The following is a 13734-nucleotide window of genomic DNA, read 5'->3' on the forward strand; positions in this document are numbered from 1 at the left end:
CGGTTCGCCTCAGATCTCGATTTCGTCGTCATCGAGCGCGTCCTCGACGGGACGCGCGGGGGCGGCGTTGGCGGCGTCGATCCCCGCATGCGCGGTCTTCAGCAGACCTTCGCAGCGGCCGACCAGCTCGCGTCCCTCCTTGTACAGCGCGACGGCGCGCTCGAGATCGGGTTCTTCCGATTCGAGGATCTTCACGATCTGTTCGAGCCGCTGGAGCGAGCCTTCAAAAGAGGCCGATCTGTCGTCCGCCATCCGTCCCTTCGCGTTCGACGCGCGCGTGCAGGTGCCCGCGCGCGAGTTCTGCCGTGATCGTCGTGCCGGGCGGTGCGTCCGCCGCGTCCCGCAGCGGGCGCCCGTCCATCCCTCGCACGATGGCGTATCCGCGTTGCAGGATCGTTTCGGGGTTGTTGCCGTCGAGCGACACCGCGAGCGTGCGCAGCGTCGCGGCGCACCGCTCGAGCAGCCGGCGCAGCGCCGCGTCGAGTCCCGCCGCGGTCGCCTCGGAGCGGCCCGCGGCACGCGCGATGCGCAACGCGGGATCGACGCGACCCAGACGCTGCGCTGCGGCGGCGAGCCGCTCGCGGCGGCGCCGCAGCAGCGTCACGATCTCGCGCGCGAGACCGGCCCGCACCGCATCGAAGCGGCCGCGGCGCTGGGCCAGCCGCGCTGCCGGCCCGGCGGCGTTGAGCCGGCGCTCGTAGCGGTGCAGCGACTCGCGTTCGGCGCTCACGCGCTCGCGCGCTGCCGAGAAAAGCCGGCGGGCGCGCGCGTCGACGAGCTGCCGCCGCGACGATACGAGACGGTCGAGGTCGCGCGCGAGCGTCCGCCGCCGCTCGTCGACCATCCGCAGCAGATCGTCGCGGCGCGGGAGGAGCGTCTGCGCCGCGGCCGACGGCGTCGCGGCGCGCCGGTCGGCGACGAAGTCGGTCAGCGGCGCGTCGCCTTCGTGACCGATCGCCGAGACGGTCGGGATCGGCGACGCCGCGAGCGCGCGCACGACGCGCTCGTCGCTGAACGCGAAGAGGTCTTCGAACGAACCGCCGCCGCGCGCCAGCACGATCACGTCGACGTCGAGCCGCTCCGCGCGCGCGATCGCGGCGGCGATCTCGGGCGCCGCTTTTTCGCCCTGCACCGTGGTGGGCACGACGACGATCTCGACGTGCGGCGCGCGCTCGCGCGCCTGCGTCTCGAAATCGCGCGCTCCCTCGGCGCTGCGCGACGTCACCAGCGCGACGCGGAACGGAAAGCGCGGGAGCGCGCGCTTGCGTTCATCGGCGAAGAGTCCTTCGGCGGCCAGACGCGCCCTGAGCGTCTCGTAGCGCTGGTGAAGTGCGCCGGTTTCGCCTTCGGTGCGCACCTCGAGCACGCGCAGCTGATACGTCGACTTGCGCGGGAACGTCGTCACCGAACCGTAGGCGACGATCTGATCGCCGTTCGCCATCGCCGGGAACGCCGCCGCGGCCTCGCTGAACGCGACGCAGTTCAACAGCGCGTCGCGGTCCTTGAGATCGAAGTAGACGTTGCCGTTCGAGTTGGGCCGGTAGTTCGAGATCTCGCCGCTCACGCCGATGAGCACCAAGTGGCGATTGCCGGAAAGCAGTTTGTTGACGTAGTTCGCGAGCCGCGAGACCGCGACGACGCGCACGTCGGGCCGGCCTGCGATCACGGCGCGGTCGTCGGGTCGGTGAGCGGCGCCTGCACTTGGCCGTCGCCGATGGTGTCGGGTGCCGGCGTCAGCGGCTTCACCGGGGGCGGAATCGCTGGCTGCTGCACGGCCGCGACGGGCGCGGCCGGCGCGGCGGCCGGGACCGGCACCTGCGCGCGCCGATGCCGCGACGGCACTGCGTAGTCGTAGCCGCAGCCATGTCCGGGCTCGGTGCCGGTGAGGAAATACTCGGGCTTGCCGGTCTCGCACAAGCGCACCTTGCGGACTTCGCCCGACGGATACGCGAACTCGTGCTTCGGCGTCTTCGCCAGCGCCGCTTTCATGAAGCGCGCCCAGATGCGCGCGGGGATGTTGCCGCCGTACGATTCGTTCATGCGCGCGTAGTTGTCGTTGCCGATCCAGACCGCGGCGACCAGATCGGGCGTGTAGCCCACGAACCACGCATCACGGAAGCTCGACGTCGTCCCGGTCTTGCCGGCCGCCGGCCGTCCGATCTGCGCGTTCGGATAGCCGGTCCCTTCGTTGATGACCGACTGCAGCATCGAGGTCACGATGTACGCGGTTCCCGCGCTCACCACTTCGGTCTGCTGCGGGTAGGTGTTGTCGAGCACCGGCGTCCCGAGCGTGTCGCGCACGAGCCGGATCGCCGAGGGCGGGATGTGGATCCCCTGGTTGGCGAGCGTCGCGTACCCGACGGCCTGATCGAGCGGCGAGACGCCCGAGGAGCCTAGCGCGAGCGAGAGCGTCGGATCGAGCGCCGCGGTGACGCCCATGCGTTTCGCATATTCGATCACGCGGTCGACCCCGAGATCCTGCGCCAGTTTCACGGCGACGACGTTGCGCGACTGCGCGAGCGCGTAACGCAGCGTGATCGGACCGAGGAAGCGGAAGTCGTCGTCCATCGGCGCCCAGCGCGTCCCGTCGCCCATCGGATACGAGACCGGCGCGTCGTCGACGACCGCCGTCGGCGGACGGCCGGCGTCGATCGCGGCCGTGTACACGTAGGTCTTGAACGACGAACCGGGCTGACGGCGCGCCTGCCACGCGCGGTTGAACTGGTTCTTCAGCGAGAACGGACCGGCACCGCCGACCATCGCGAGGATCTCGCCGGTCGACGGGCGGATCGCGACGAGCGCGCCCTGATGCGCGCCGATCCCCTCGCTCACCGCCGACGCGATCCCCCAATCGACCGCGCTCTGCGCGATCGTCTGGATGCGCGGATCGAGCGTGGTGTAGACTTGCAGGCCGCCTTCGAACGTCGCCCGGCTGCCGAACTGCGACTCGACCTGGTGCGTCGCGAACGTCGTGAACCACGGGAAGCGGTACGAGGTCAGCCCCTGCGGGCGTTCTCCGACGAGGGCGAGCGGCGCGGCTTCGGCCGCGTCGGCTTTCGCGCGCGAGATGAAGCCCGCGTCGGCCATGCGCTCGAGGACGTGATGCTGACGTTCCTTCGCGTGCGCGAGATTGACGTAGGGTGAGTAGTCCGACGGCGCCGCCGGCAAACCCGCGAGCATCGCGGCCTGGCCGAGCGTGAGGCGCCGGACGTCGGTGCCGAAGTAGGTGTGCGCCGCGGCTTCGACGCCGTACGCGCCCGAGCCGAAATAGATCAGGTTGAGGTAGCGCTCGAGGATCTCGTCCTTCGTGTAGTAGCGCTCGATCTCCATCGCCAGCAGCGCTTCCTGGATCTTGCGCGAGTACGAGACCTCGCTCGAGAGGAACAGTCCGCGGGCGAGCTGCTGCGTGATCGTCGACGCGCCTTGGAACTGCTTGTGGCTCCAGTCAGCGACGACCGCGCGCGCGATGCCGTAGAAATCGACGCCGTGGTGCTGGTAGAAGTGCGCGTCCTCGGTGGCGATGAACGCCTCCCGCACGGGGATCGGAATCTTCGCGATCCCCACCCAGGTGCGGTTCTCGCGATAGAGGTTGGCGAGCAGTTCGCCGTCGCGCGCGTACACCTGCGTCGAGCGCGAGGGCTGATAGTCGGCCATCCGGTTGATGTCCGGGAGGTTGCGCGAGTACGACGCGACGATCCCGGCGACGATCCCCGCGAACAGCAGGATCGCGAACAAGGCCGCGATCGCGAGCCACTTGACGATCTGCAGCGCGATCGCGCCCGGGCCGCGCCGCTTTCGCGTGCGGCGCCGCACGCGCGTCCCCGAACCGGCCAGCGCGCGGCTCATCGCGCGGCGCGCTCCATCAGACGGCCCAGGACGCCGTTGACGTAACGGCCGGAGTCTTCGGTCGAGAACTTCTTCGCCAGTTCGACCGCTTCGTTGATGACGACGGCCGGATCGGTCTCTTTGCGATGCCGCAGTTCGAACGCGCCCATGCGCAGCACGATCCGGTCGATCGTCGGCAGACGGTCGAGCGTCCAGCCTTCGAGGAGCGGCGCGATCAGCGCGTCGGATTCGGCTTCCGACTCGAGCGTCCCGAAGACGAGATCGCGCACGAACGCGCGCGCCTCGGAGGCGTCGGTGCGCGCGAGCGTTTCGGTCAGCATCTCATCCGCGGGACGCTTGCCCACCTCGGACCCGTAGAGTGCTTGCAGTGCAAGCTCGCGCGCATGCCGGCGCGACAACGAGGCCACGATCAGACCGTCGCGACCCGCCGGGCCAGCAGCGCGGGGAGCCAGGCGACGCCGATCCCGCCGGCGCGGAACTCCGGATCGGCGAGGATCTCGCGGCAGAAGTCGACCGTCGTGTTCACGCCTTCGATACGGGTTTCGTCGAGCGCGCGTTCCATGCGCAGGATCGCCGATTCACGCGTGCGCCCGACGGCGACGATCTTCGCCAGCATCGAGTCATAGAACGGCGGGACCATCGCGCCGCCGTACACGTGCGTGTCGACGCGGATCCCCGGTCCGCCCGGGAACACGACGGTGGTGAGCGTTCCGGCGGCGGGCGCGAAGTTGTGGTTGGGATCTTCGGCGTTGACGCGCACCTCGATCGCGTGGCCGTGCGGATGCAGATCGTCTTGCGAGAAGCCGAGCGACTCGCCCGATGCGATGCGGATCTGCTCCTTCACCAAGTCGACGCCGTAGATCAGTTCGGTCACCGGATGCTCGACCTGGATGCGCGTGTTCATCTCCATGAAGTACACGTCATCGCCGCTCACCAGAAACTCGAGCGTTCCGGCGTTGGTGTACCCGACGGCGCGGGTCGCCGTCACCGCCGTTTCGTGCAGGCGCGCACGCAAGACGTGATCGAGTTCCGGCGCCGGCGCTTCCTCGATCAGCTTCTGATGCGACGGCTTCTGCACCGAACAGTCGCGCTCGCCGAGGTGCACGACGCCGCCGTGCTCGTCGGCGAGGACCTGCACCTCGATGTGGCGCGGGTTGAGGATCAGTTTCTCGACGTACATGCGGCCGTCTTTGAAGGATGCTTCGGCTTCGGCCTGAGCGGTTGCGAACGCCGTCGGCAGTTCCTCGGGCTCGCTGACCGCGCGCATCCCTTTGCCGCCGCCGCCCGCGGTCGCCTTGAGCAGGACCGGGAACCCGATCCGCTCCGCAACCTCGCGCGCCTCCTCGACCGACGCGACGATGTCGCTCCCCGGCGTCGTCGGGACGCCGGCTTCGCGCATGATGCGCTTCGCCGTCGCCTTGTCGCCCATCGCGTTGATGACCGAGGGTCGCGGTCCGATGAACGTGAGGCCGTGGTCGGCGGCGATCTCGGCGAAGCGCGCATTCTCGGCGAGGAAGCCGTAGCCGGGATGGATCGCGTCGCAGCCGCTGATCATCGCGGCCGAGATGATGTTCGGGATGTTGAGATACGAGCGCGCAACCGGACCCGGCCCGACGCAGAACGCTTCGTCGGCGTGGCGCACGTGCAGCGACTGACGGTCAGCTTCGGAGAAGATCGCGACGGTGGCGACCCCGAGCTCGTGACACGCGCGATTGATGCGAAGCGCGATCTCGCCGCGGTTCGCGATCAGGACTTTGCGGAACATGGGCTACCGCTCGATCGCGAACAGCGTCTGGCCGTACTCGACCGGCTGCCCTTCGGTGACGAAAATCGTCGCGATCCGTCCGGGTCCGCGCGAGCGCACCGGGTTGCGGATCCCCAGCGTCTCGACGTAGGCGAGGTCGCGGTCGCCCTCGAGCATCTGACCTTCCGACACGGCCGGACGGAGCATCCGGACGATCCCCACCACGTCGCTCGCGATCGCGTCGACGGTACGGTCGGCGACGCTCGGCTTCGTCGGCGCATCGGCGTCGTGCCTTGACGCCTGCGCCGAGGCGGACGGCGACGGGGACCGGGGCGAGCGGCGCAGTTCGATCTCGGTTTCGCCCTCGCGGACCCGCAGGCGCGCAAAGCCGCTTTCGGCGAGCGCTCCGGCCAGGGCTCGGGTGCGCGTCGCGATCACGTCGTCGGTCATCCGGCGGTGGGTTCGACGCCCGCGGGGCCCCGCCCCCGGCCCGGTCCGCCGCTACGGACGGAAGGTCAGCCCGATGCTGAACACCGGGACGACGACCCGCGTGCGCAGCTCGCCGCGCAGGCGGGCGAGGTCGGCGCGAAAGACCGGATCGGCGGCGAGCGGCCCGGTCGCGGCGGCGCTCGGCGTCCCGTTGCGCAACAGCACGCCGGCATCGAACGCCAGCGCGAGGCCGCGGATCAGACCGGTTCCGGTCCCCACCCCGGCGTAGATCGACGGCCGGTCGAACGCCAGCCGCGAGGTGACGGTCCCCGTCGCCGCGGCCGGATAGACCCCGCTGCCGACGCGGATGGTGCCGTTCTCATCGCGCGCGGTGTTGTCGACGCGGTCGTTCCCGAACACCAGCCCGCCGCTGATGCGGTAGCGCCCCGCGTAGGGCCGGTAATCGGCGATCACGGCGATGTTGTTGTATTTCGCGGTCGAGGTGTACGGGTTGCCGTCGTACTCGAGCTGCTGCGAGACGCTCGCCGTGTTCGTCGCGAGCCGCAGGCTGAAGTCGTAGAGCAGCGGTTTTTCGAGCGTGATCCCGTCGCCGATCGTGCTGACGTGGACGCCGTACGAGAGCGACGAGAAGACGTCCGCGCGCGCGGCAGCCGGGAGCAGCGTCAGAAGACCAGCGAGCGCCGCGAGGGCGTACCGTCTCATTGCGGCGCGAGTTCGACGACGGCGTCGCGCTCTCCGGGGGGAAGCCGCTCGCACTTCGCCGCGTACTCGGGCGCGATCTGGGCGAGCGGGATCAGCGCGAAGGCTCGCTCGTGCAGGCGCGGGTGCGGAATCTCCAGGTCCGGATCGGCAACCTTCACGTCGCCGTACGCCAGGATGTCGAGGTCGAGCACGCGCGGCCCCCAGCGATAGGTGACGACGCGCCCCTCTTCCGTCTCGATGCGCTTGAGCTCGCGCAGCAGCGCGTGCGGCGCGAGCGCGGTGTCGAGCAGGGCGGCGGCGTTGACGAACGCGTCCTGATAGGTCACTCCCCACGGCGCGCTGCGATAGAGCGACGAACGCGCCGCGACGTCGCCGAGCTCGCCGAGCCGAGCGAACGCGCGGCGGACGTTCGCGGCGGCGTCGCCGACGTTAGAACCGATCCCGATCGCGGCGCGCGGCACGAGTCAGCGGCGTCCCTTGTGCAGCGTCACCACCGGCGTCGCGCCGCCGAGCAGTGCGGGCTTGGCAATCGAAACGGATGCGCGCACGACGCGCGGATCGGCCAGCGCGGCGTCAAGGATGACGTCGCCGAGCCGCTCGAGGAGCGCGAACCGCTCGCGCGCGACGATTCGCACGACGGCAGCGTGGAGGGCCGCGTAGTCGACGGTGTCGGCGAGCGCATCGCTCGCGCGCGCGGCGGCGATCTCGACCTCGAGCCGCAGCGCGATCTCGAACGGCTGCGGAACGTCCTGTTCGCCCGGGTTCGCACCATGCCGCCCGAACACACGAATCCCGCGTAACTCGATGACGTCGCGTTCACGATCCCGCTGCGCTCGCTCCATCGCCATGTGCGTTATGGGAGGCGTTCGGTCCAGCCGGCGGGGCGCCAGCCGCGGACGATCGCGTCGGCGACGCGGACGACGTCGGTCTGTTCGGCGACGTCGTGCACGCGCACGATGTCGATCCCCGCCGCGACGGCGAGCGCGACGGTCGCCGCGGTCCCGAACTCGCGCGCGTCGACCGTGCGGCCGGTGAGTTTGCCGATCGTCGATTTGCGCGACGTCCCGATCAGCGTCGGAAAGCCGAGCGCGACGAGACGGTCGAGCGCGCGCAGCAGCGCGAGACTGTGCTCGGGGAGTTTCCCGAAGCCGATCCCGGGGTCGAGAATTACGCGGTCGGGCGGGATCCCGGCGCGGACGCAGCGTGCCGCCGCATCGTCGAGAAACGCGAGCACCTCGTCGAGGACGTCACGTTCGTACACGGCCACGGCTTTGTTGTGCATCACCACGATCGGCGCCCCGCACGACGCCGCCGCGTCGACGAGCTCCGGCGGCGCGCCCCAGATCGAGTTGAGCAGATCGCCGCCGGCCGCGTGCGCGTCGCGAAAGACTTCGGGCTTGAACGTGTCGACGCTCAGGATCGCATCCGGCGCTGCCGCGCGGATCGCGCGCACCGCCGGGAGCAGCCGCGCGCGTTCGGTCGCGTCGCTGATCGGCGTGTTGCCGGGACGGGTCGATTCCGCGCCGACGTCGATCAGGTCGGCGCCCGCGGCGAGGTGCGCGAGCGCGCGCTGCGCCGCGAGCGCGGGGTCGACGAGCCCGTCGCCGGAGAACGAGTCCGGGGTCGCGTTGACGATCCCCATCACGTAGGTGCGCTCGCCCCAGGCCAGCGCGCGGCCGCGGACGAACAGCGCGCCGCGCCCCCGCGTCAACCGGTCAGACATTGCTCGCCACGTTCGCGAGCCACCACTCTCGCAGCGTCGCGACGACGAACGTCGATCCGGTGACGACGATGACGCCGCCGGCGTCGGCGTTGCGCCGCGCGATCGCGAACGCCTCGACCGGATCGCTGATCGCGCGCCCCCACGCGCCGAGTTCGTGCGCGATCGACGCCAATCGCTGCGGACGCGACGCGGTGCGCCCCGCGACCGAGAACGACGTGAACACAAACGATCCGCCGAGCGGGAAGAACGGCGCGATCACCTCCGCCGCGTCTTTCGACTCGCCGATCGCCATCACGAAGGTGAAGCGGCGTCCGGGGAACGATTGCGCCAGCGCGTACGCGAGGCTCGCCGCCTTGTCGGGGTTGTGCGCGATGTCGAAGACGACGCCCGGATGCGACGGAAAATACTCCATCCGTCCGGGGATGATCGTGCGCGAGAGTCCGTCTTCGATCTGGGCGCGCGACGGGCGCAGTTCCGGCGGGAGCTGTTCGAGCGCGCGGATCGCGGTCGCCGCGTTGCGCTGCTGGAAGTCGCCGAGTACCGGGAGCGAGACGTCGTACCGGTCGACCGGCGTGGTGACGGCGAACGACTGTCCGTAGCGTTCGCCGGCGAGGGGTTCGATCGTCGCGGTGTCGGCGACGGAGATGAACGGCGCGCCGGCGTCGGCGCACGCGAGCTCGATGACGCGGCGCGCGCCGGGATCGCGGACGTCGCTCACGAGCGGAACGCCGGGCTTCGCGATTCCGGCCTTGTCACGCGCGATGTCTTCGAGCGTGTCGCCGAGGATCTCGGTGTGATCGCGGCCGATGTTGGTGATGATCGCGACCTCCGGACGCAGCACGTTGGTGCCGTCGAGCATCCCGCCGATCCCCGCTTCGATCACCGCGGCGTCGACCTCCGAGCGGGCGAACCACAAGAACGCCAGCGCGAGCAGCGTCTCGTAATACGTCGGGCGGCCGAACTCGTACGCGATCCGTTCCGCCGCCGGCTGCATCTCGCCGATGAGATCGCCGAACGCCTCCTGCGGGATCGGGACGCCGTCGACGCGCGCGCGCTCGGTCACGCTGCTCAAGTGCGGCTTGGCGTGCAGCCCGGTCCGCTTCCCGGCTGCCTGCAGCACGGCCGCGATCATCGTCGCGGTCGAGCCCTTCCCGCTCGTCCCGGCGACGTGCACGGTCGGATACGCGCGTTCGGGATTACCGAGCGCGGCGAGAAACGCCGCGATGCGGTCGAGCCGGTTGGGCATCCGCCGCGAGGCGTTCTCGTTGATCAAGCCGAGCAGGTACGACTGCGCTGCCTGGAACGTCATACCTCGTGACACCCGGTCGGATGACGATCTGTTGCGTCGCCGGCGAGCAGCTCGAGCGCGTGCGGAAGCGCGCCGGCGATCGCGTCGAGCGTCTCGCGCACCGCTTTCGGACTCCCCGGTAAGTTGACGATCAGCGAACGGTTTCGCACGCCCGCCACGGCGCGCGAGAGCATCGCGCCGCGCGTGTGCTTCATCGAAGCGGCGCGCATCGCTTCGGCGATCCCCGGCACTTCGTAGTCGAGAACGGCTTGCGTCGCCTGGGGCGTCTTGTCGCGCGGACCCAAGCCCGTCCCGCCCGAGGTGAGGACGAGTCGCGTTGGCCCCTCGCACAGTTCGATCAGCGCGGCCTGCAGCGCCGCGGGATCGTCGGGGAGGACGCGTTCGTCGTCGATCGCGAGCGGATTGCCCAGGAGCGCGTCGCGCACGACCGGGATGCACGCGTCGGGGCGTTCGCCGCTGTGGGCGCGATCGGAGAGCACGATCACCGCGACCGGGTAGAGCGTCGTCACGGCGTGGCGGACGCGGCCCACGCCCCCGACTTGCCGCCGGTCTTCTCGAGCAGGCGTATCGAACGAATGACGATCCCTTTGTCGACGGCCTTGCACATATCGTAGACGGTGAGCGCCGCGACGCTCGCCGCGATCAGCGCTTCCATTTCGACGCCGGTTTGACCGACGGTGTTCGCGTGAGCGGTGATCCGCAGCGTCGTCTGGTCGTCCCAAGCGAACGCGACGTCGACGGCGCCGAGCGGGATCGGGTGCGCGAGTGGGATCAGCTCGCCCGTCCGTTTCGCTGCCATGATTCCGGCGAGCTGGGCGGCGGCGAACGCGTCGCCCTTCGCCAGCGTCGCGTCGCGCAGTGCGGCGGCGGCTGCGGCGGGGAGCACCACCAGGGCCTCGGCGCGCGCGCTGCGCGCCGCCGCGGGCTTCGCGCCGACGTCGACCATCGTCAGCGAACCGTCGGCGGCGACGTGCGAGAGCTTCGGCGCGCTCACAGGAACGAAAGGTCCGTCGCCGACGGGGTGAGTTCTTTCTCGGCGAGCCACGCCGCGTCGTAGAGCCGGGAGCGGTAGCGGTCGCCGCCGTCGCACAGGATCGTCGCGACGCGCGCGCCCTCGGGGAGCATACGCGCGAAGCGCGCTGCGCCGACGACGTTGAGCGCAGCGGAGCCGCCGACGAACAGCCCTTCGTGATGCGTGAGCCAGTGTGCCATCTCGACCATCGCGCGGTCGTCGACGCGCAGCGCGTCGTCGACCGGTGCGCCGGAGAAGTTCGCGACGATCCGTTTGATCCCGATTCCCTCTGCGTTCGAGTCGCCTTCGACGTCGAGCGTCCCGTGCTTCACGTAGGAGTAGAGCGCGGAACCGTACGGATCGGCGAGGACCGTGCGGATCGACGCATCGCGCGCCTTGAGCGCACGCGAGACGCCGCCGATCGTTCCGCCCGTCCCGGCCGAGGTGACGAACGCGTCGAGCGCGCCGCCGGCCTGGTCGTAGATCTCCGGACCGGTCGTCGCTTCGTGCGCGTCGCGGTTGGCGAGGTTCTCGAACTGATTCGCCCACACCGCGCCCGGCATCGACTCCGCGAGCGCGCGCGCCTGGTGGTAGTAGTTGGCGGGATCGGCGAACGGCACGGCGGCGACGATCCGCAGGTCGGCACCGAGGGTGCGCAGCAGCGCGTATTTCTCGGGCGCCTGATCGTCGGGGACGACGATGACGGTGCGGTAGCCGCGCCCGTTCGCGACGACGGTCAGCCCGATCCCGGTGTTGCCGGCGGTCCCTTCGACGATCGTTCCGCCGGGCGCGAGCAGACCGCGCCGCTCGAAGTCGTCGATGATTCCGCGCGCCGCGCGATCCTTGACCGAGCCGCCGGGATTGAGAAACTCGGCTTTCCCGAGGATCGTGCGCCCGATCGCCGCCGAGAGCTTCGGCAGCGCGATCAGCGGCGTGTTCCCGATCGTACCGGCGACGCCGTCGCGCACTGCGGTTGCGAAGGTTGGTGAGGGATTCGGCACGGTGCGGTGAACGTCGTCCGGCGAGGATGACGGTTCCTGTTCACTCCGCCGACGGCGCACTCGGATTGTACGGCGCCGTCGGCGACGCACTTGCCGGACGCGGGCTCGGATTCGGGCGCCGGCGTGCGGCCCTCGCGGGCGGCTTCGCCCGCCATCGCGGTGAGGACGAGGACACGGTCTCCGCGAGCTGGTGCGCCGGACTCCTCGCCGAGATCGGCGCGCTCGCCGTGATCGTCTCCGCCGACGCCGGCGAACACCGGCGGTCGCTCGCCGTCGCCGACGCCCCGCTCTACGGCGCGCGCATCGCCGCCGAGATCCCCGGTCTGCCGCCCGCGACGGCCGATCTGATTCGCTGGCATCGCGAGCACGCCGACGGCACCGGATTCCCGGACCGGCTGCGCTGGACGGGATTCCGCGCGACGCGGCGGCGCTCGGGATCGTCCATGCGTTCCTGGAAGCGGCCGACGATCCGCAAGACCCGCGTTCGCCCGAGGGACGGCGCTTCCCCGTCGAACTCGTCCGCGCGTTCCGCGACTTCGTCGCGCGTACCGGCGCCGACGCGACGGCGTTCGACGAACCGGCGCTCCCCGTCCCCGACGACGACGCGCTCGTCGCCGAACTCGCGGCGCGGCTCGACGCACGCGATCCGTCGACCGCACGACGCAGCGAACGGATCGCGCAGATCGCCGCGCAGATAGCGAAGCGCATGGCGCTCGACGCGGCCGCGGCGCGCCGGCTCGGCCTGCTTTTCGCGCTCACCGGCGCGGTCGCCGAACCCGAGCACGACGCGTTCGATCCGCTCTCGCGGTTCGCCCGCGAGCGCCGCGCGGCCGCGGCGCGGCGCGCGGCGTCGATCGCGGCCGCCGTACCGCGGTTCGCCGGCGACGCGCCGGTTCTCGCCGCGTCGGCGCGCTGGTACGAAGAGCGGGCCGGCGAGCCGCTCGCCGCGGTGCTCGGCGTCGCGGTCGCGCTCGACGCGCTGCCGCCCCACGACGCTCCACGTTTGATCGCGGCCGCCGCCGGAACGCAGTTCGATCCGGCGGTCGTGCAGGCGTACTTGGCGGCGCTCGGGATGCCGACGTGATCGATCTGCCGGTGACGACGCGCCGCGTCTCCGGGACGCGGCTCCTCGATCTGTGCCAAGCGCGCGGGATCGCGAGCCCCGTCGATCCGTTCATGGGCCTGCCGATGCACCTCAACGCGCTCAAGCGGCACGGGATCGCGGTGCACGGCGGCGACCTGCTCGAGTGGTTCGTGCGCGCCGGCGAAGGCCTGGTCGTCAACGATTTCACGATCCTGCGCGAGAGCGAGGTCGCCGAGGTCGTCGAGATGCTGCCCGGGCGCATCTATCCGAACGATCTCTTCCGCGCGTGGGAAGGCGTATTCTTCAGCGAGGACCAGTGCCGCTATCTCGGCGTGTGGCACGCGAACGTGCACGCGCTGCGCAGCGACGGCCAAACCGGTCTCGCGATCGCCGGGCTCTGGCACGTGCTGTGCCACTGGCTGCTCAAGGCGCGCTATCCCGACGATCTCGTCGACGTCCCGCCGAGCGAACTGGCGTGGCACTACATTCGCGAGACCGAGCGCTGGGTGATCGACAACGGAAAACGCAACACGGTGCGCCGCGGCGACTTCGCCGCGACGCTCGGCCGCGTCCGCGCCGACGCCGTCTACATCGCGCCGCCGGGCCGGATCTCGAGCGCGAAGATCGACCCGCGGGTGTGGATGTGGGAAGCATGGTGGCAGGGCGATCCCTACCTTAACGTCGAGCGTCTGTACCGCGACAAAGTCTTCGGCGGCCGCACGCACGACGATCCCGCCTACGACCGCGCCGTCGGCGAGGTGCTCGCCGCAGCCGAGGCGGCGCCCTACGTCGAAGCATCACGTCCGCGCGTCGAGACCGTAAGCCCGAACGCCGACGAACACTACCTCATCGCCTCACGCTAA

Annotated in this window: 17 protein-coding genes; 3 read left to right on the forward strand and 14 right to left on the reverse strand. The window is 70.6% G+C overall.

What is annotated here, in order from left to right; genetic code table 11:
• Nucleotides 1-9 precede the first annotated feature (9 nt).
• Genes xseB through WPS_RS11820 form a run of 14 tightly spaced genes read right to left on the reverse strand, consistent with a single transcriptional unit; the run spans nt 10 to nt 11754 of the window.
• Nucleotides 10-252 carry an exodeoxyribonuclease VII small subunit gene (gene xseB / locus WPS_RS11755; RefSeq protein ID WP_317994673.1) on the reverse strand — a complete coding sequence of 81 codons (243 nt, stop codon included), beginning with the start codon at nt 250-252 and terminating at the stop codon, nt 10-12.
• Nucleotides 224-1666: an exodeoxyribonuclease VII large subunit gene (gene xseA, locus WPS_RS11760; RefSeq protein ID WP_317994674.1), complete on the reverse strand. Its 1443-nt coding sequence runs from the start codon at nt 1664-1666 to the stop codon at nt 224-226. The genes xseB and xseA overlap by 29 nt, the downstream gene beginning before the upstream one ends.
• Nucleotides 1663-3846, reverse strand: a complete 2184-nt coding sequence (locus tag WPS_RS11765; RefSeq protein WP_317994675.1) for a transglycosylase domain-containing protein — start codon at nt 3844-3846, stop codon at nt 1663-1665. Before WPS_RS11765 ends, xseA begins: the two co-directional genes overlap by 4 nt.
• On the reverse strand, nt 3843-4253 hold the full coding sequence (nusB, locus tag WPS_RS11770; protein WP_317994676.1) for a transcription antitermination factor NusB: 411 nt from the start codon (nt 4251-4253) through the stop codon (nt 3843-3845). The genes WPS_RS11765 and nusB overlap by 4 nt, the downstream gene beginning before the upstream one ends.
• 2 nt (nt 4254-4255) lie before the next feature.
• Nucleotides 4256-5611 carry an acetyl-CoA carboxylase biotin carboxylase subunit gene (gene accC, locus WPS_RS11775; RefSeq protein ID WP_317994677.1) on the reverse strand — a complete coding sequence of 452 codons (1356 nt, stop codon included), beginning with the start codon at nt 5609-5611 and terminating at the stop codon, nt 4256-4258.
• 3 nt (nt 5612-5614) lie between these two features.
• Nucleotides 5615-6040, reverse strand: coding sequence for an acetyl-CoA carboxylase biotin carboxyl carrier protein (locus WPS_RS11780; protein WP_317994678.1), 426 nt, complete (start codon nt 6038-6040; stop codon nt 5615-5617).
• Between the two features lie 51 nt (nt 6041-6091).
• Nucleotides 6092-6742 carry a hypothetical protein gene (locus tag WPS_RS11785; RefSeq protein WP_317994679.1) on the reverse strand — a complete coding sequence of 217 codons (651 nt, stop codon included), beginning with the start codon at nt 6740-6742 and terminating at the stop codon, nt 6092-6094.
• Nucleotides 6739-7203, reverse strand: coding sequence for a 2-amino-4-hydroxy-6-hydroxymethyldihydropteridine diphosphokinase (gene folK / locus WPS_RS11790; RefSeq protein WP_317994680.1), 465 nt, complete (start codon nt 7201-7203; stop codon nt 6739-6741). Before folK ends, WPS_RS11785 begins: the two co-directional genes overlap by 4 nt.
• A gap of 3 nt (nt 7204-7206) precedes the next feature.
• Entirely contained in the window at nt 7207-7590 is a 384-nt protein-coding gene (gene folB / locus WPS_RS11795; RefSeq protein WP_317994681.1) for a dihydroneopterin aldolase, read from the reverse strand.
• A gap of 5 nt (nt 7591-7595) precedes the next feature.
• Complete coding sequence (folP, locus tag WPS_RS11800; RefSeq protein ID WP_317994682.1) at nt 7596-8465, reverse strand: dihydropteroate synthase; 870 nt, start codon at nt 8463-8465, stop codon at nt 7596-7598.
• Entirely contained in the window at nt 8458-9774 is a 1317-nt protein-coding gene (locus WPS_RS11805; RefSeq protein WP_317994683.1) for a bifunctional folylpolyglutamate synthase/dihydrofolate synthase, read from the reverse strand. The genes folP and WPS_RS11805 overlap by 8 nt, the downstream gene beginning before the upstream one ends.
• Nucleotides 9771-10283: a MogA/MoaB family molybdenum cofactor biosynthesis protein gene (locus WPS_RS11810; protein ID WP_317994684.1), complete on the reverse strand. Its 513-nt coding sequence runs from the start codon at nt 10281-10283 to the stop codon at nt 9771-9773. The genes WPS_RS11805 and WPS_RS11810 overlap by 4 nt, the downstream gene beginning before the upstream one ends.
• Nucleotides 10280-10768, reverse strand: coding sequence for a cyclic pyranopterin monophosphate synthase MoaC (gene moaC / locus WPS_RS11815; protein ID WP_317994685.1), 489 nt, complete (start codon nt 10766-10768; stop codon nt 10280-10282). The genes WPS_RS11810 and moaC overlap by 4 nt, the downstream gene beginning before the upstream one ends.
• Complete coding sequence (locus WPS_RS11820; protein ID WP_317994686.1) at nt 10765-11754, reverse strand: cysteine synthase A; 990 nt, start codon at nt 11752-11754, stop codon at nt 10765-10767. The genes moaC and WPS_RS11820 overlap by 4 nt, the downstream gene beginning before the upstream one ends.
• Before the next feature lie 59 nt (nt 11755-11813).
• On the opposite strand from WPS_RS11820, the gene WPS_RS11825 reads away from it, so the two are divergent.
• From WPS_RS11825 to WPS_RS11835, 3 genes are read left to right on the forward strand one after another with little or no spacing between them, the layout of a single operon-like run.
• Nucleotides 11814-12485 (forward strand): HD-GYP domain-containing protein, encoded by a 672-nt coding sequence (locus tag WPS_RS11825; RefSeq protein WP_317994687.1) that lies wholly within the window; start codon nt 11814-11816, stop codon nt 12483-12485.
• An 8-nt stretch (nt 12486-12493) separates the two neighbouring features.
• Nucleotides 12494-12871: a hypothetical protein gene (locus WPS_RS11830; RefSeq protein WP_317994688.1), complete on the forward strand. Its 378-nt coding sequence runs from the start codon at nt 12494-12496 to the stop codon at nt 12869-12871.
• Nucleotides 12868-13734, forward strand: coding sequence for a hypothetical protein (locus tag WPS_RS11835; RefSeq protein WP_317994689.1), 867 nt, complete (start codon nt 12868-12870; stop codon nt 13732-13734). The genes WPS_RS11830 and WPS_RS11835 overlap by 4 nt, the downstream gene beginning before the upstream one ends.

The organism is Vulcanimicrobium alpinum, assembly GCF_027923555.1.
GTDB classification, from domain to species: domain Bacteria; phylum Vulcanimicrobiota; class Vulcanimicrobiia; order Vulcanimicrobiales; family Vulcanimicrobiaceae; genus Vulcanimicrobium; species Vulcanimicrobium alpinum.